Annotated in this window: 10 protein-coding genes; 6 read left to right on the top strand and 4 right to left on the bottom strand. The window is 63.1% G+C overall.

Going from position 1 to position 18,624, the window contains the following annotated elements:
* Positions 1 to 125: 125 nt before the first annotated feature.
* Positions 126 to 851: a 16S rRNA (uracil(1498)-N(3))-methyltransferase gene (locus IGS60_RS26155; RefSeq protein ID WP_070312782.1), complete on the bottom strand. Its 726-nt coding sequence runs from the start codon at positions 849 to 851 to the stop codon at positions 126 to 128.
* 524 nt (positions 852 to 1,375) lie between these two features.
* Here IGS60_RS26155 and IGS60_RS26150 point away from each other — a divergent pair.
* From IGS60_RS26150 to gap, 3 genes are all read left to right on the top strand, one after another.
* Positions 1,376 to 4,114 (top strand): TonB-dependent receptor, encoded by a 2,739-nt coding sequence (locus tag IGS60_RS26150; protein WP_230506616.1) that lies wholly within the window; start codon positions 1,376 to 1,378, stop codon positions 4,112 to 4,114.
* A gap of 244 nt (positions 4,115 to 4,358) precedes the next feature.
* Entirely contained in the window at positions 4,359 to 6,356 is a 1,998-nt protein-coding gene (tkt, locus tag IGS60_RS26145) for a transketolase (RefSeq protein ID WP_230506615.1), read from the top strand.
* Positions 6,357 to 6,432: 76 nt separating this feature from the next.
* Positions 6,433 to 7,443, top strand: coding sequence for a type I glyceraldehyde-3-phosphate dehydrogenase (gene gap, locus IGS60_RS26140; protein ID WP_010395244.1), 1,011 nt, complete (start codon positions 6,433 to 6,435; stop codon positions 7,441 to 7,443).
* A gap of 42 nt (positions 7,444 to 7,485) precedes the next feature.
* Here gap and IGS60_RS26135 read toward each other — a convergent pair whose 3' ends face one another.
* From IGS60_RS26135 to glnE, 3 genes are all read right to left on the bottom strand, one after another.
* Complete coding sequence (locus IGS60_RS26135) at positions 7,486 to 8,268, bottom strand: YoaK family protein (protein ID WP_070219248.1); 783 nt, start codon at positions 8,266 to 8,268, stop codon at positions 7,486 to 7,488.
* Positions 8,269 to 8,295: 27 nt separating this feature from the next.
* On the bottom strand, positions 8,296 to 8,787 hold the full coding sequence (locus tag IGS60_RS26130; protein ID WP_083287269.1) for a cache domain-containing protein: 492 nt from the start codon (positions 8,785 to 8,787) through the stop codon (positions 8,296 to 8,298).
* A gap of 96 nt (positions 8,788 to 8,883) precedes the next feature.
* On the bottom strand, positions 8,884 to 11,817 hold the full coding sequence (glnE, locus tag IGS60_RS26125; RefSeq protein WP_368858623.1) for a bifunctional [glutamate--ammonia ligase]-adenylyl-L-tyrosine phosphorylase/[glutamate--ammonia-ligase] adenylyltransferase: 2,934 nt from the start codon (positions 11,815 to 11,817) through the stop codon (positions 8,884 to 8,886).
* Positions 11,818 to 11,899: 82 nt separating this feature from the next.
* Here glnE and IGS60_RS26120 point away from each other — a divergent pair, with 82 nt between their 5' ends.
* The 3 genes from IGS60_RS26120 to tldD are packed head-to-tail and all read left to right on the top strand — an operon-like array spanning position 11,900 to position 18,397.
* Positions 11,900 to 16,075 carry a YhdP family protein gene (locus tag IGS60_RS26120; protein ID WP_368858622.1) on the top strand — a complete coding sequence of 1,392 codons (4,176 nt, stop codon included), beginning with the start codon at positions 11,900 to 11,902 and terminating at the stop codon, positions 16,073 to 16,075.
* Positions 16,076 to 16,111: 36 nt separating this feature from the next.
* Positions 16,112 to 16,912 carry a carbon-nitrogen hydrolase family protein gene (locus IGS60_RS26115; protein WP_070291147.1) on the top strand — a complete coding sequence of 267 codons (801 nt, stop codon included), beginning with the start codon at positions 16,112 to 16,114 and terminating at the stop codon, positions 16,910 to 16,912.
* Positions 16,913 to 16,936: 24 nt separating this feature from the next.
* Complete coding sequence (gene tldD, locus IGS60_RS26110) at positions 16,937 to 18,397, top strand: metalloprotease TldD (protein ID WP_230506611.1); 1,461 nt, start codon at positions 16,937 to 16,939, stop codon at positions 18,395 to 18,397.
* The last annotated feature ends 227 nt before the right edge of the window (positions 18,398 to 18,624 follow it).

The raw sequence follows: 18,624 nt of genomic DNA, 5'->3' as shown, positions 1-18,624 counted from the left end.
GGGGATGCACGGACGGATATAGCAAAGGCATCATCAGTCATGCCAGTAAAATGCCCCGCAAGCTGCAAAGCTTGCGGGGCATTTGTTTTGGCGGCACGCTCGGTGCCTGATCGTCGTACGCTGGCTTACATCCCGCCCCACAAGGCGCCCAAGGTGGCCAGCGCCGTCAGGCCCGCCGTTTCCGTGCGCAGGATGCGCGGCCCCATAGCCAGGCCGATGGCGCCGGCGGCCAGGGCCGCCTTTTCTTCCGCTTCCGAAAATCCCCCTTCCGGCCCCACCATCACGGTGATCGCCTGCGGCGGCTGGTGACGCGCCCAGTCGGCCAGCGACTGCTCCGCACGCGGCGTCAGGATGATGCGTTTATGTAAATCCTGCTGGCTGCTCCAGCTATTAAAATCTTGTAATGGCGCCAGCTGCGCCAGGCGGTTGCGCCCGCATTGTTCCGATGCGGACACGATGATCGCTTGCCAATGGGCCAGTTTTTTCTCCGCCCGCTCGGCGGACAGGCGCACGACGCAGCGTTGCGCCGCCAGCGGCACGATGCCGGCCGCGCCCAGTTCGATGGCTTTTTCGATGATCCAGTCCATTTTGGACGCTTCCGGCAGCGCTTGTGCCAGGGTCACGGCGTAGGGCAGTTCCGCTTCGCGCGCCGTGTGGGACTTCAGTTCGGCGCTGGCGCGTTTTTTCTCGACGTTGCACAAGACAGCCGTGTACTCGCCGCCCTCGCCGTTGAAGACGGTGATGGCCTCGCCCGGCATAAGGCGCACCACATGGACGTGGTGGGCGACGGCGTCGGGCAGAGCGATGGTGGCGCCTATGGCGAGTGGCTGGGGACAGAAAAAACGCGGCATGCAACATCCTGGCGGAGAGAAACAATGGGAGGTGCCGCGCCGCGCGCGGGTGGGGCGCGCGCGGCAGCGACTCGAGAGTGCAATTTTAGTGCCGCTGCGCGCGGCCGGGGGAAATTCTTGCCGCTGGGCCTGCGCGGCGCATCCGGGACGGGAAATTGCGTGGAGATAACAAGCTGACTAAAACGAAATGTTGTTTTTTGATTTCATAAATCATTGCATTATTGACAGTGATACTTTTGGCGTGGTTTGATGACTATACAAGTTGTGTTGAACGACATCAATTGTTTCCAGCAATGTCGTCCGTGATGTGATTCGGTATGGCATGGGGAGACGCCGCACGTTTCAATGCCCGGGCCTATGACCCCGGGCGCGTTGCGGCCAGCTTAAATTGGTTGGACAAGCATGCCACTGTAGCGGGAGGGGCCTTGCAGTTTTTCGCAAGACCATGAGAGATTTAAGTGATTATAAAAATACAAACTAATCGCTTATCAAGTGATATCAGGGATCATGAAAAGGAATAAGTTATGATGTTTCGCGAAAAAAAGAGTGTGCAGGTGGTGAGATTGGCGTTGGCCGCGTTCGCCGGCGTCGCAACGATGAGCGTGCATGCGCAGGAAGCGATCGATGCGCCGGTGCCTAAGGTGCAGCGCGTCGAAATCACCGGTTCGAGTATCAAACGCATCGAAGCCGAAGGTATTTCCCCGATCACCGTGATGACGCGCGAATCGATTGCCCGTTCGGGCGCGACGTCGGTGCTGGATCTGATGCGCAACCTGACTTCTGCGGGCGGTAACGGCGGTGAGCTGGCGACATCGAGTTCCTTCCGAAACGGCGCCACCAGCGTCTCGCTGCGCGGTCTGCCGACCCTGATTCTGTTGAACGGCTATCGTCTGCCGGCGTCCGGTTCGGACGATTATAGCGGCCAGACCTCGGTCGATCTGAACGCCATTCCGCTGTCGGCCATCGAGCGCATCGATGTGCTCAAGGACGGCGCCTCGGCCATCTACGGCACCGATGCCGTCGGCGGCGTCATCAACTTCATCCTGCGCAAGGATTACCAGGGCTTGACCCTCGACGCCAGCACCGGTTCGACCACCTATGGCGACGGGCAAAACCATAAGGTGTCCGTGTCCGGCGGTTTCGGCGACCGTGACGCACAGAAATTCAACGTGACGTATTCGGCCTCGTACGAAAAAACCAAGGCTATCCACGGCGTCGACCGCGATTGGGCGAACAGTACCGATTTCACCGGCCACAAGGGCGGCCTGTATCAGGGTGGCGTGTACGGCGCCAAGGGCCGCGATCCCGGCACCATATCGCTTGGCGGTTCGCAGCGCATGCCCGATCCGGAGTGCGACGCTGCCCACAGCAAGCCCTATCCGGATGCGCCGGAATGGGTGGCTGCGCCGAATCGCAGCTCCTGCATGTATTCCGCCGCTGAGTCGATAGACCTGGTGCGCCCGTCCACACGCTACGGCGGGGCGGTCACGGCGAACTGGGATTTGACGCCGGATGTGTCGTTGTTCGCCAATCTGTTTTACAACCACTTCGACACGCGCGTCCAAGGTTCGCCGGCCTGGATCCAAAATGCCGACCGCTCCGGCGTGCTGCGTGTGGCGGCGAACAATCCCTTCAATACCTACGGCGTGCCGGTCAATATCCGCCGCCTCTTCCCTGCCGCCGAGGGTGGTACGGGCACCAATGTAGACACCACCTGGCTGGTTGGCGGCGCCACCGGCCGCGCAGCCAACTGGGATTGGACCGTGTCTGTGGGCCACAGCCAGGAGAAGGGCGAAACGCGCGTGTACGGCTCCTTCATGCACGATAAATTGCAGAGTTACCTGGCGCAGGGCAAGTTCAACCCCTTCGGCGGCAACCATAATTCGGAGCAGATCATCAACGAACTGACGGCCGACCAGTACACCAAGACCAAGTCCTCGACGGACTTTGCCAAGGTGACCGCTTCCAGCGAATTTGGCCAGCTGCCCGGCGGCAAGATCGGTGTGGCCGTCGGTGCCGAGTACAAGCGCGAGAAGCTCAGCTACGATCCGTCGCAGGCTTGGCGCGATGGCGCGATCGGCATCTATTCGACCCTGCGCGGCATCGACGGCTCTGAGTCGCTCGGCGCCGTGTTCGGCGAGTTGGCCCTGCCGCTGCTGAAAAATCTGGAAGCGCAGGCGGCCGTCCGCTATGATCGCTACCAGTTGGCTGGCGGTACCACCAACCCGAAGCTTGGCCTGCGCTGGACCGCCTTGCCGACCTTGATGTTCCGCACCAGCTACAGCACCGGTTTCCGCGCGCCGACACTGTCGCAGCGCTTTAACGAAGGCCGCGGCGGTTTCGTCGCGACCAAGGATCCGAAGCGTTGCATCGTGGGTGACGCGTATTTTGACACCGCTTGCAGCGGTTCGGCGCTGTCTCTGCTGTCCGGCACGAAGGATTTGAAGCCCGAAAAATCGAAGCAGTTCAACCTGGGCGTGGTCGCCGAACCGATCAAGAACCTGACGCTGGGTTTAACCTACTGGAATATCAAGTGGAACGATCGCGTCGAGAATCTTGACAACGAAACCGTGTTGGCGGGCGAGGATGGTCAGTACAAGGACGCCGTCACGCGCTATGCCGTCACGGCGGAAGACCAAGAGAAGTATAACGCGCTGAGCGCCGCCCAGCGCGCGACGCTGGGTCCGTTGGTAGGTCGCCTGAAGCAGCTGCAGGTTGGCCTGATCAATCGCAGCAAGGTCGTCACCGACGGTCTGGATGTCGAAGCGTCGTACACGCTGCGCACGGCCGAGATGGGGCGTTTCAAGGTGTTCGGCGAGGCGAGCTACACGCTGTCCTACAACCGCACGCTGCTGCCTGATGATCCGGCGATCAATTGCCCCAACAACACGGCTTGCGAGGCAGGTGAATACGGCTATCCTAAGCTGCTGGCCAAGCTGGGTGTCAACTGGGACCGCGGTGCTTGGGCGGCGACGACGAGCGCCAACTTCACTTCGCATTACCACGTGGACCGGACACCGTCGGCGACGATCAACCTTTACTACGACGAGTACGCGAACGGCCTGATGATCCCGAGCGCGACCCTGGTTGACGCCTCGCTGTCCTACAGCGGCTTCAAGAACCTGGTGCTGCGTGGTGGCGTCAATAACGTGTTCGACCGTGCGCCGGCATTCGATCCATCGTCGAACATCGGCTACGACACCGCCTACGGCAATCCGCGTGGCCGCTACATCTACATGTCGGCGTCGTACTCGTTCAAATAACGTGAGGGTGGACTGACGGGTGGGGCGGGCCGATTTGCGGCGCGCCCCGCAGCGGCGTACGTCGCGAAAAACCGGGCCTGGCCCGGTTTTTTTTCGCCCCTGCCGGGCGCAAGCGGCACAAGCTGCGGCGGCGCGCGTTGCGCGGTTTGATTTTTCCCCTTGCTGGTCTGGTAAAATACATAGCTCTGACTGCGCCCAGCTGCGCTGCAAACGAATTTAAACTCCGCGACTGACCCACACCATCATGACAACTACGCTCCCGACTACCAAAATGGCCAATGCGATCCGCGCACTGGCAATGGACGCTGTACAAAAGGCCAATTCCGGCCATCCAGGCATGCCGATGGGCATGGCCGAGATCGCAGTTGCCCTGTGGAGTGGTCACTATCGCCACAATCCCGCGAACCCGAAATGGCAAAACCGCGACCGTTTCCTGTTGTCGAACGGCCACGGCTCGATGCTGCACTACGCGCTGCTGCACCTGACGGGCTACGACCTGTCGATGGATGACATCAAGGCCTTCCGCCAGATGCATTCGAAAACCCCGGGCCACCCGGAAGTCGATATCACGCCCGGCGTGGAAACGACCACCGGCCCGCTGGGCCAGGGCATCGCCAACGCCGTCGGCATGGCCCTGTCGGAGCAATTGCTGGCCGCTGAATTCAACAAGCCTGGCCACGACATCGTCAACCACTACACCTACGCTTTCGTCGGTGATGGCTGCCTGATGGAAGGTATTTCGCACGAAGTGTGCGCGCTGGCCGGCACCCTGGGCCTGAATAAACTGATCGCCCTGTACGATGACAACGGCATTTCCATCGACGGCAAGGTCGAAGGCTGGTTCACGGACGACACCCCGGCCCGTTTCGAAGCGTACGGCTGGAATGTCATCCGCGCCGTCGACGGTCACGATGTGGCCGCCGTCGCTGCCGCCATCGCCGCCGCCAAGACCGCATCGAAGCCAACCCTGATCTGCTGCAAGACCATCATCGGCAAGGGTTCGCCGAACCTGCAAGGCGGCGACAAGGTCCACGGCGCCGCGCTGGGCGACAAGGAAATCGCTGCCGTGCGCGAATACATCGGCTGGGATGCTGCCCCGTTCGAAATGCCGGCCGACGTGTACGCCGCGTGGGACGCCAAGAAGCAGGGCGCCCTGCTGGAAGCGGACTGGAACGAGCGCTTTGCCGCCTACAGCCGCGAATTCCCGCAGCAAGCCGCTGAACTGACCCGCCGCATGCAAGGCGAACTGCCACAGGCATTCGAAGCGGCCCTGAGCGCCGCCATCGCGTCCTGCGTCGAGAAAAAAGAAAACATCGCTACCCGCAAGGCCAGCCAGAACGCCATCCAGGCACTGGCTTCGTCGCTGCCGGAATTCCTCGGCGGCTCGGCCGACCTGACCGGTTCGAACCTGACCAACTGGAAAGAGTGCGTGGCCGTGCGTTCGGGCCAGCCTGGCAACCACATCAACTACGGCGTGCGCGAATTCGGCATGAGCGCCATCATGAACGGCATCACCCTGCACGGCGGCTACATCCCGTTCGGCGCCACGTTCCTGACGTTCTCCGACTACAGCCGCAATGCGCTGCGCATGGCTGCCCTGATGAAACTGCGTTCGATCTTCGTGTTTACCCACGATTCGATCGGCCTGGGCGAAGACGGCCCGACGCACCAATCGGTCGAGCACGTCTCGTCGATGCGCCTGATCCCGAACCTGGACAACTGGCGTCCGTGCGACACCGTCGAGTCGGCTGCCGCCTGGGGCGCCGCCGTGCGCCGCAAGGATGGCCCGTCGACCCTGATCTTCTCGCGCCAGAACCTGCCGTACCAGGAGCGTAGCGCCGAACAGATCGAGAACATCTTCCGCGGTGGCTATGTGCTCAACGACGTGCTTGAGCCCAAGGCGATCCTGATCGCCACCGGTTCCGAAGTGGAACTGGCCGTCGCCGCCGCCAGCGCGCTGGCCTCGGAAGGCATCAACGTGCGCGTCGTGTCGATGCCGTCGACCGACGTGTACGACCGCCAGGACGCCGCCTACAAGGCCAGCGTGCTGACGAAAGGCGTGCCGCGCGTGGCCATCGAAGCGGGCGTGACCAGCTTCTGGTACAAATACGTGGGCCTGGAAGGCGCCGTGGTCGGTATCGACACGTTCGGCGAATCGGCGCCTGCCGGCGTGCTGTTCAAGCACTTCGGCTTCACGGTCGAGAACGTCGTCGCCAAGGTGAAAGCCGTTATCGCTGGCTAATATTGATTTTTAACGGTCCTGGCGATGTTGTCGCCGGGGGCGTGCATGTACCTTCTTTTTTAATCAGGAGCAGAGTATGACGATCAAAGTTGCAATCAATGGCTACGGCCGCATCGGCCGTAATGTGTTGCGCGCTTTCTACGAAGGCGGCAAGAAACAGGATATCCAGATCGTTGCCATCAACGACCTGGGCGATGCCAAATCGAACGCCCACCTGACCCGCTACGATACCGCGCACGGCAAGTTCCCGGGCACGGTCACCGTCGAAGGCGACAACATGATCGTCAATGGCGATCCGATCCGCGTGTTCGCACAGCGCAACCCTGCCGAAATCCCATGGGGCGAACTGGGCGTGGACGTCGTGCTGGAATGCACGGGCTTCTTCACCACCAAAGAGAAGGCTTCGGCTCACTTGAAGGGCGGCGCGAAAAAAGTCATCATCTCGGCACCCGGCGGCAAGGACGTCGATGCGACCGTCGTGTTCGGCGTGAACCACTCGGTGCTGAAATCGACCGACACCGTCATCTCGAACGCGTCGTGCACCACCAACTGCCTGGCACCGCTGGTCAAGCCATTGAACGACGCCATCGGCATCGAAACGGGCCTGATGACCACCGTGCACGCCTACACCAACGACCAGGTGCTGTCCGACGTGATGCATGAAGATCTGCGCCGCGCCCGTTCGGCCACCATGAGCATGATCCCGACCAAGACGGGCGCCGCCGCCGCCGTGGGCCTGGTGCTGCCTGAGCTGAATGGCAAGCTGGACGGCTTCGCCATCCGCGTGCCGACCATCAACGTGTCGCTGGTCGACCTGTCCTTCATCGCCAAGCGCGACACCACCGTGGAAGAAGTCAACGCGCTGATGAAAGCCGCGTCGGAAGGCGCCCTGGAAGGCATCCTGACCTACCAGACCGAACCGCTGGTCTCGATCGACTTCAACCACAACCCGGCTTCGTCGAACTTCGATTCGACCCTGACCAAGGTGTCGGGCCGTCTGGTGAAAGTATCGTCGTGGTACGACAATGAGTGGGGTTTCTCGAACCGCATGCTCGACACCACCGTCGCACTGATGTCGGCCAAGTAATTTTGTGACCGCATAAGAAAAAACGCCCTTCGGGGCGTTTTTTTATTCATGGCTGTGCGAATAAAAACGGCGCCGGTAGAAGCGCCACAAGACGCGCAAGTCGCGCAGCACGGGCACGCCCGATAGCAGGGTCAGCACGCCGGCGAGCAGGATGGTGGCGGCGGGAAAGCCGATGTGCTTGAAGGCCAGTGCGCCGCTGACGCCGCCGATGAAGAAGCAGCTGATCAGCAGGCTGTGCGTCCTGAGCTTGCCGCGGTTGACCTTGACCATGCGGTCCGGCAGGTGGCGCCGGTTGTAATACGCCATCTTGCCCAGTTCGATGCCGATGTCGGTCGACAGCCCCGTCACATGCGTGGTGCGGATGACGGCGCCCGAAATCTTGGTGATGATGGCGTTCTGCAAGCCCATGACAAAGCACAGCAGCAAGATGGTGACGGGGCCCAGCACGTCGGGCATGGCGGCCAGGTAATTGCCCGTCAGGCCGAACAGCAGCAACAGCGCCGCTTCCAGCAGCAGGCTGGCGGCAAACTGGCTGTGCAGCCGGCGCCGCTTGCCCCAGTTCACCATGATGGCCGTGACGGCCGCGCCGCTGACAAAGGCCAGCCAGGCGCCCAGCGCGGCCAGGGCTACCGTGACGTTGCCCAGCGCCAGGTCGTCCGCCATGCCCGAGACGATGCCCGTCATGTGCGAGGTATAGCCGCCGATGGCAAGAAAGCCGCCCGCGTTGACGGCGCCCGCCACCAGCGCCAGCACGCAGCCCAGCTGCAGATTGGCTTGCGTATCGCGCGCCGATCCGCTCAGACGGGACAGGTAATGGAGCGGCATGCGGGCGCGTTTTCCTCTTGCCGTGGCTTATTTATAGATGCCGGAACCGACGATCATATTGTCGACCCGTTCGATGTAGCCGGATTTTTGTTCGACCACCTTGGTCAGGGGATTGGGCCACTTGAAGTCTACCCAGCCGCGTCCGGCCGGCGTGCTGGCCGTGGCGATCAGCGACTTGATGACGGCCTTGCCTTCATTGTCCTTCAGGTCGATCAGGTTCTTGCCGACCATCTTGGGATTGTTGCCGTGCGCCAGGGTGACGCCATTCATGTCGTACACATAAATGTACAGGTCGCGGTCATGGAAGCTGGTGTTGGCGGGATCGGCAATGGCGGCAAAGGCCTTTTCCTTGCCGTCGGCCTTGATCATGGCCACGGCGCGCTTGGTCATGGCGATGGCTTCATCCGCGCTGCCTCTGGGGGCGGCCCATGCCGTTGCCGGCATGGCGCAGAGGATGAAACTGGCAACGAGGGCGTGGATGCCCGTTTTTACACTTGCCGTTTTTACACTTGTCTTCATACGCTGTCTCCTGGTATGGGCAACCCCGGCGCGGCCTGTTGTACGGCACCACTGGGAAGTGGAGTTGCCTGTACGTATCATACGCCGGCGCCGTGCTTATGCAATCGTCGCGGGAAAGATCGTGTACCACAGGCGCATCACGTTGTCCGCATGCACGCGCACCCGTTCCGGTTCCACCCGGGCCAGGTCCTGCCCTTGCAGGCGCAGCTGGTGCTGCAGCTTGCGCAGCGCGCGGTAGGCGTCGGCAACGAGGGTCGCCAGTTGCGCGTCGATCAGTCCCAGTTCGCCGCACAGGCGCAGCAGGGCGATATTGCCCGAGTTGGCCGTCAGCTGCGGATACTGCGCCGCATGCTGCAGCACCAGGTATTGCACCATGAACTCGATGTCGATCATGCCGCCCGGATCCTGTTTCAGATCAAAGCTGCCGGGACGGGGCGGATGCGCATCGAGCATCTTCTTGCGCATGGCCACCACTTCGCCCTTGAGCGGACCGTTTTCCGGGCGTTCCTTGCGCAGGATCGTGTCGCGGATGCGCTCGAAATGCTTGCCGATGCTGACGTCGCCCGCGCAAAAGCGCGCGCGCGTGAGCGCCTGGTGTTCCCACACCCAGGCCGCGCTGCTCTGGTAGCGCTCGAACGCCTGCACGCTGGACACCAGCATGCCCGAGGCGCCATCGGGGCGCAGGGCGATGTCGATGTCGAACAGGATGCCGGCCGAAGTGTGCGAGGTCATCCAGGTGATGAAACGCTGCGCCAGTTTGGCGTACAGGCCGGGTGCTTCCTGGTCGTCGTCGTCGAACAGGAAGATGACGTCAAGGTCGGAGACATAGCCCAGTTCTTTGCCGCCCAGCTTGCCATACGCGATGACGGCGAATTTCGGCACCTCGCGGTGGCGCGCAGGTAACGTTTGCCACACGGCTTGCACGGTGGCGGCGACGATGATGTCGGCCAGCTGCGACAGGTAATCGGCCAGCTTTTCCACGCTCAGGTCGCCCGCCAGGTCTTGCGCCAGGCACTGGAACAGCTGCGCGTGGTGCATTTCGCGCAGGATATCCATCTGCCGCTCCGTGTCGCCGGGGGCGTCGTCGAGCTGGCGCTGCAGGTCCAGCGCCAGCGCGGCCGGGTCGGGCACCGTGTTGCGGATGCGTTCATCGAGCAGCTCGTCGAGCAGGATCGGGTGCTGCGTGAGGAAGGTGGCGGCCCAGCCGCTGGCGCACACCATGCGCACCACGCGCTCGAGCGTGTGCGGGTACTCTGTCAGCAATGACAGATAGGCCGAGCGGCGCGCAATGGCTTCCAGGAAATCGAGCAGCCGGCCCAGGGTGGCCAGCTGGCTGGCATTGCCGTTGGACACGGAGCAATCGGTGATCAGGGGCAGGGCGGAATTGACGAGGGCCACCAGACGCGTGCGGCTCGCTTCGGGCAGGGATTGCAGCCGGGGCGCCTGCCACGTGGCCAGCAAACGGCGCGCGCAGGCGGCCGGTTCATGGAAACCCATGGCGGCAAAGCGCGCCTCGATGGCTTCCTGCTGGTCGGACGCGGCGCAGTCGTTCGACGTCTGCGGGTCGATGCCCGTGTCGGCCGGCGGCGTGCCGCTGCTCTTGTCGCTGAACATTTCGTCGAACTGGCCGGCGACAAACACGCGGTGCGCTTCCAGCTGGGCCAGCAGGGTAGCGACGTCGGGCAGGCCCATCATCTGCGCCACCACCAGGCGGTCGGCGTCATTCGCGGGCAGGGTGTGTGTCTGTGCATCGTCAAGATACTGCAGCCGGTGTTCGAGGTTGCGCAGGAAAGTGTAGGAACCAAGCAACTGTTCCACGATGGCCGGTTCCAGCAAGCCCTTGTCCGCCACCGTACGCAGGGTGGCGCGCGTGGAGCGCTCGCGCAGCTCGGCGTCGCGCCCACCGCGTATCAATTGGAATACTTGCGCGAGGAATTCGATTTCGCGGATACCGCCACGGCCCAGCTTGACGTTGTTGCTGCGGTCCGGATGCAGCCGTTCCTGGCGGTTGACCTCGGCGCGGATCTGGCCGTGCATGGTGCGGATGGCGTCGATGACGCCGAAATCGAGGTAGCGGCGGAAGACGAAGGGGCGCACGATGGCGTCGAGCGAGGCGATGTCCTCCGGCTTGCCCGTCACGGCGCGCGCCTTGACCCAGGCATAGCGCTCCCATTCGCGTCCCTGCACAATCAGGTATTGCTCGACCATGCCCAGACTGGCGGCCAGCGGACCCGAGTTGCCGTTCGGACGCAAGGCCATGTCCACGCGGAAAGTAAATCCGTCCTGTGTGATCTCGGCCAGGGCGGCGATCAGTTTCTTGCCCATGCGAATGAAAAACTCGTGGTTGGACAGGCTGCGCTGGCCCGGCAAGGTCGCTTGCGTGTCGCCATCTTCCGGATACACAAAGATCAGGTCGATATCCGACGAGACGTTGAGCTCGCCGCCGCCCTGCTTGCCCATCGCCAGCACCATCAAAGCCTGTTCCTCGCCTGATTCCTCGCCGACAGGCATGCCGTGCAGGGCCACCATTTCGTCCATGATGGCGTCCACATGCGTGCGAATGGCGAAATCGGCAAAGCCCGTCATGGCCGTGACGACTTCATGCAAGTCGGCCTGACCGCCAAGATCGCGCGCGATCAGACCGCAGACGAGCAGATTGCGCAGGCGGCGCATGGCCCGCTCGGGCGGCAGCGGCGGCATGGCGGCGTTCGATTGCTCGGCCAGCGCGGCGGCAAAGTCGAGCCCGTCCAATGGTGCGCGCACCAGTTGCGCTACCTGCGCGGCGCGCTCGGGGGCGGCGTCCAGCCAGCGCTGGTAGAAACGGGAGGCGGAGATCAAAGGCTGTGTGCTCATGGTATCGGTAAGGGTCTCGTGGATGCTGCGTGCATGTTCTTGTTTAACTTGGCGGCGAACGGCGGGGGATGCGGTAAAATTGTGCCGCCGGCCCAATACCGCCGGTAGTGCGTGCTCTTCCGAACGATGGTAAGGGAGGCTTTGCTCAGACGCAAGCGCAAGGATGCAGGCGCGCACCACGAATGCAGACGATTTTTGCCATTATTTGACGCCGGGCCAGTTTATTAGCTTATTGATGCAAAAACCGCCAGAAGCAAGCGTGACAGAGCATGTGCCCTTGGCCCTGCGCTGGCAGCGGCTGCGTGCCGCCTATCGCCTGGCCAACCTGGCCACCCACCATGTGCTGGGTTTTACCATCAAATTGGTGCTGCTCGCGTATTTCGCCTTCGCCGTGCTGTTTTTATTCCTGCGCTACGCGATCCTGCCGAATATCGATTATTACAAAGGCGATATCGAGCGGGCGGCCAGCCGCGCGCTGGGCAACCCTGTCAGCATTGCGCGTATTTATGCCTCCTGGCATGGCGTGCGGCCCAATCTCTTCTTCGGCGACGTGACCCTGCGCGACCAGGCGGGCCGCCAGGCGCTCAGCCTGCCGAGCATATCGGCCACCGTGTCGTGGTGGAGCGTGCTCGGTTCCGTGCGCTTCACCACCCTGGAAATCACGCGGCCCGACCTGGACGTACGGCGCAGCAAGGATGGCAAGCTGTATGTGGCCGGGGTGTTGATCGACAGCGCGCAAGGCAGCGATGGCAAGGGCGCCGACTGGCTGCTGTCGCAGCATGACATCATCATTCGCGACGGCAAGGTGCGCTGGACGGATGAAGCGCGCGGCACGCCGGAGCTGGCTTTGTCGCAGGTCAATCTGCTGCTGCGCAATCGCTGGCGCAGCCACAGGCTGGGCTTGCAGGCCACGCCGCCCGCCAGCCTGGCCGCGCCCATCGATGTGCGCGCTCACTTCACGCATCCGCCTTTCAGCACGCGCATCTCCGATGTATCGATGTGGAAGGGCGAGCTGTACGCGGACCTGAAAAACGCCGACTTGGCCGCCTGGCGCCGCTACCTCGACTATCCATTCGAACTGAGCCAAGGCAAGGGCGCGCTGCGCGCCTGGTTGAGCCTGGATCACGCGCGCCTGGCCGGCTTCACGGCCGATGTGGGCTTGACGGATGTGCAGGCGCAGCTGGGCGAGCATATCGCGCCGCTCGACCTGCTGTCGGTCAGCGGACGCATTTCGGCCAAAGAAGAGCTGTCGGCGCAGGTGCCCGACGGCAAGCCCACCTTTGGCGCGAATGGCCATCAGGTGGAATTGACAAATTTCGCGGTGGAAACCCGCGATGGCCTCAGCCTGCCGCCCACGACCTTGTCCGAGCGTTTCATCGCGGCCACGAAGCGCAAGCCGGCGCGCACGGAAATCACGGCCAAGTCGCTCGATTTGCAAACCCTGGCCGCACTGGCCGACAAGCTGCCGCTGGGCGAGCAGCAGCGCCAGCGCCTCGACGCTCTGGCGCCGCGCGGGCGGCTGCAGGATTTTTCAGCGCAATGGGAAGGAGAGATGGGCACCCCCGCCAGCTACCGTCTGCGCGGCAAGCTCATCGATCTGGGCCTGAATGCGCAGCCGGCGCGCCTGGCCGTGGCGAAGACGGCGACCAGCCCCGCGCAGGCCGCCGCACCGGCTATTCCCGGTTTCGAACATTTGACTGGCAGTATCGACGCCAGCGACAAGGGCGGCAAGGTCGATATCGATGCACGGGGATTGGTATTGCAATTGGCCTCCTATTTGAGTGAGCCGGCCTTGCCGTTCGAACAGTTCGAAATGGAGGCGCGCTGGGCTTTCCAAGCAGACAATATGCTACAAGTCGACCTGGACAGGCTTGATCTTAATCAACAAGGCATGCGAGTCGCCCTGCATGGTTCGCATCGGATGCCGCTCGACGGCAAGAACCTGGGCCAGGTCGACTTGGCGGGCACCATCGATAATTTCGAGATCAACACCATCGGCCGCTACCTGCCGCTGCAAACGCCCGAGCATCTGCGCCACTGGCTGACGGGCGCGCTGGAAGGCGGCATGGCGCACGATGTCAGCCTGCGCCTGCGCGGCGAACTCGAGCATTTTCCGTTCAAGGCCGATACACCCGCCCAGCGGAATGCCGCCCAGCGCAATCGCGGCGACTTCCGTATTGCCGGCAAGATCGAGAATGGCAAGCTGAACTATGCGCCCGGCGAATTTGCCGAAAGCGGCCCGCTGGCGGGCAAGGCGCCCCTGTGGCCGCAGGCGGAAAAGATCAAGGGCAGTTTTGTGTTCGAGCGGGCGCGCATGGAAATTCGCGGCGACACGGCCACCACGGGCGGCGTGGCCTTGACGAATGTCAAAGCCGTGATCCCCGACCTGACCGTCTTCGACACCTTGCTTGACATTGAAGGCAATGCGGCTGGACCGATGCAGGAATTCCTCAAGTACGTGACGGCCAGCCCCGTGCTGGGCTGGATCGAGCATTTCACGGACGAAACGACGGCGACGGGCAACGCCAGGCTGGCCCTCAAACTGCACTTGCCGATCGAGCGCATGCTCGAGTCGACCGTGCAGGGCAGCTTGCAGCTGGCGGGCAACGACGTGGTGCTGTTCCACGACATGCCGCCCGTGCTGGGCACGCAGGGCAAGATCGAGTTCAACGAAAAGGGCGTCAACCTCAATGGCTTGAATGGCAGCCTGCTGGGCGGGCCGCTGGCCATCTCGGGCGGCACGCAGGCGGACAGTTCGATTCAAGTGAAAATCGCCGGCAACATGACCATCGACGGCTTGCGCAAGACCTATCCGGCGCCCGTGCTGCAGCGCCTGGCGAAACATTTGAATGGCGGCGCGCGCTACAACGGCTTGATTACGGCGCGCGACCACCAGGTGGTGGTCAATGTCGAGTCGCCGCTGACGGGCCTGGGCCTGGATTTCCCCGCTCCCCTGAAAAAGCCGGCCGGCGACAGCCTGCCCGTGAAATTCACCCTGACGGGCAATGCGGCCAACGGCGCGGGCCTGCGCACGGATGATATCCGCGTCGCGCTCGGCTCCGGCATCGCTGCCCGCTACCAGCGCCAGAAGCAGGGCAAGGACGCCTGGCGCCTGGTGCGTGGCGGCATCGGCGTGAACGTGCCGGCGCCCGAGCCCGATAGCGGCATGATGCTTAACGTCAACATGAAAACCCTGGACGTGGACAGCTGGATCGCCATCGGCAGCGAGATCGCCGGCAGCGCACCGGCGTCCGGCGACAGCGGCGCCGCCGACGATGCGCCCGATATCGCGCAATATGTGGTGCCGGACATGATGGCGGCCCGTGCCAGCGAACTGATGCTGGGCGAGCGCAAGCTGGAAAACGTCGTGGTCGGCGCCACGCATCAAAAGGATGTGTGGCAAGCCAATATCGACGCAAAACAAGTGTCGGGCTATGTGACGTGGCTGGAAACGCCGTCCGGCCTGGGCAAGATGACGGCGCGCCTGTCGTCGCTGATCATTCCGGAGTCGGCCGCCAACGACGTCAAGAATTTGCTGGAAGGAAAGAGTGGCGCCCAGTCGATCCCCTCGCTCGATATCGTTGCCGAGCAATTTGAACTGTTCAACAAGAAGATCGGCCGGCTGGAGTTGCAGGCCTATAACACGATGGCGGCGGGCGGGCGCGAGTGGCGCGTGGGTAAGCTGCAACTGTCGAACCCCGATGGCGCGCTGAGCGGCAGTGGAAAATGGGTCATCAAGGACGGACAAAGCACGACCAGCCTGCGTTTCGGCCTCGATATCGTCGATGCGGGCAAGCTGCTCGACCGCTTCGGCTTTGCCGACACGGTGCGCCGCGGCAAGGGCCGTCTGAGCGGCGATATCGCCTGGAATGGCTTGCCGTATTCGCTAGACATTCCCACCTTGTCGGGACAGATCGAGATGAAGGTGGAATCGGGCCAGTTCCTCAAACAGGACCCGGGCGCGGCCAAGCTGCTGGGCGTACTCAGCCTGCAAGCCTTGCCCCGCCTGCTGAAACTCGATTTCCACGACGTGTTTTCCGAAGGCCTGGCCTTCGACGGCATCACGGCCAACGCCAGCATCAAGCGCGGCGTGGTGACCACCGATAACCTCAAGATGCATGGCGTGGCGGCCACCGTGCTGATGGACGGCACGGCCGATATCGCCAATGAAACGACGAATTTGCACGTGGTGGTGATCCCCGAATTCAACCTGGGCACGGGGCCGCTCGTGTACGCGCTGGCCGTCAATCCCGTCATCGGCCTGGGCAGTTTCCTGGCGCAATTGTTCCTGCGCGCTCCCGTGATGAAGGCACTCACCTACCATATGCAGATCGCCGGCCCGTGGAAATCGCCCGTCGTGACCAAGCTTGATGGTGGTAAATTGGAACCTGTCGCCATGCCCGCAGCGGCGGCGAACGATGCCGTGGCGAAATAAGTGCCATTCGGCAAGGTCGAATGTACAAGAGGTGAAATGATGCATACAGTTGCAGCAGTACAAATGATTTCCTCGCCTTCCGTGGAAGACAACCTGGCCACGGCGCGGCGCCTGGTGGCGCAGGCCGCCGCCGGTGGCGCGCAACTGGTGGTGCTGCCCGAATACTGGGCCATCATGGGCAAGCAGGAAACGGACAAGCTGGCCCATGCGGAACAGCCTGGCAGCGGCCCCATCCAGGATGGCATGGCGCAGATGGCGCGCCAGCACGGCATCTGGCTGATCGGCGGCACCTTGCCCCTGATTTCCGGCGAGGAGGGCAAGGTCCTGAACACCACGCTGGTGTACGACCCGCAAGGCGAGCCGGCCGGCCGCTACGACAAGATCCACCTGTTCGGTTTTACGCGCGGCACCGAGTCGTACAATGAATCGCGCACCATCGTGCCGGGCGCGCAGGTACGCGCTATCGAGACGCCGTTCGGCCGCGTCGGCCTGTCCATCTGCTATGACCTGCGCTTTCCCGAGCTGTACCGCGCCATGGGCGATTGCGCGCTGATCGTCGTGCCGGCCGCGTTTACCCATACGACGGGCAGCGCCCACTGGGAAGTGCTGCTGCGCGCGCGCGCCATCGAAAACCAGTGCTATGTGCTGGCCTCGGCGCAGGGCGGCCTGCATCCGAACGGCCGCCGCACCTGGGGCCACAGCATGCTGATCGACCCGTGGGGCGAAGTGATCGCCGTGCTGCCGGAAGGCGAGGGCGTGGTCAGCGGCGAGATCGACCTGGTGTTTTTGGCCGGCGTGCGCGAGTCCCTGCCCGCGCTAACCCATCGGACGATGTAAATTGAATGTTGAGAAAAGATAGCCATGATTCCATTTGAACCCAATCTGTCCAGCCTGGCCGTGGCGCGCGATATCCTGCTCACGCCGTTCGGCCTGGACGAAGACAAGCTGCTCAAAGCCCTGGGCACGATGTTTACGCACAAGGTCGACTATGCCGACCTGTATTTCCAGTCGACCAAGAGCGAAGGCTGGAGCCTGGAAGAGGGCATCGTCAAGACGGGCAGCTTTTCCATCGACCAGGGCGTTGGCGTACGCGCCGTGTCCGGCGACAAGACGGCGTTTGCGTACTCCGATGACATTTCCGAGCGGGCCCTGCTGGAAGCGGCAGCGGCCACGCGCACGATTGCGCGCGCGGGCGCCGGCAAAATCAAGATCGCGGGCCGGATGCAGCCGCAGGGCGGACGCTCGCTGTACCTGCCTAACGATCCGCTCGCCTCGCTCGATGCTACGGCCAAGGTGCAGCTGCTCGAGCGCGTGGAAAAGATGGCGCGGGCGAAAGACCCCCGGGTGGTGCAAGTGATGGCGGGCCTGGCCGGCGAGTACGACGTGGTGCTGGTGCTGCGCAGCGACGGCGTGCTGGCGGCCGACATCCGCCCGCTGGTGCGCGTGTCGCTGACTGTGATCGCGGAACAGAACGGCCGCCGCGAAACGGGCTCGGCCGGCGGCGGCGGGCGCTTCAGCTACGACTATTTCAGCGATGCCGTGCTGGAGCAATATGCCAGCGATGCCGTCAATTCGGCGCTGGTGAACCTGGAAGCGCGCCCCGCGCCCGCCGGGCCCATGACCATCGTGCTGGGACCGGGCTGGCCCGGCATCTTGCTGCACGAAGCGATCGGCCACGGCCTGGAAGGCGATTTCAACCGCAAGGGCTCGTCCGCGTTTTCGGGCCGCATCGGCGAACGCGTGGCGGCCAAGGGCGTCACCGTGGTCGATGACGGCACCCTGGCCGGCCGGCGCGGTTCGCTCAATATCGACGACGAGGGCAATCCCACGCAGTGCACGACCCTGATCGAAGACGGCATCCTGAAGGGTTACATCCAGGACACGATGAACGCGCGCCTGATGAAGATGCCCGTGACGGGCAACGCGCGCCGCGAATCGTTCGCCCACCTGCCCATGCCGCGCATGACGAATACGTATATGCTGGGTGGCGACCAGGACCCGGGCGAGATCCTCGCTTCCGTGAAAAACGGCTTGTATGCCGTCAACTTTGGCGGCGGCCAGGTCGACATCACGAATGGCAAGTTCGTCTTCTCGGCCAGCGAAGCGTACATGATCGAAAACGGCAAGCTCAGCTATCCGGTGAAGGGCGCCACCCTGATCGGCAACGGCCCGGACGTGCTCAACCGCGTCTCCATGATCGGCAACGACATGCGCCTCGACTCGGGCGTGGGCGTGTGCGGCAAGGAAGGGCAAAGCGTGCCCGTGGGCGTGGGGCAGCCGACCTTGCGCCTCGACGGCATCACGGTCGGCGGCACGGCCTGATTTTGCTGAACACGGGGCGGCCAACACGGTTGTCGGATTACGCCCTCCGGGCTAATCCGACCTACTTTCTCTGACATGGCGCTGGCGTAGGTCGGGTTAGCGCAAGGCGCGTAACCCGACACCACTGCCGGCCGCGTCAACACGGTTGTCGGATGACGCGTGGCTGCGCCCCGCTAATCCGACCTACCTGCTGTGAGGTCAACGCGATTGTCGGATTACGCCCTCCG

Origin of the sequence: Janthinobacterium sp. FW305-128, from assembly GCF_020858135.1 — a bacterium.
Taxonomy (GTDB): Bacteria; Pseudomonadota; Gammaproteobacteria; order Burkholderiales; family Burkholderiaceae_D; genus Janthinobacterium.
Note: the sequence above shows the minus strand (reverse complement) of the source record. Positions and strands in the feature narration are given on the sequence as shown.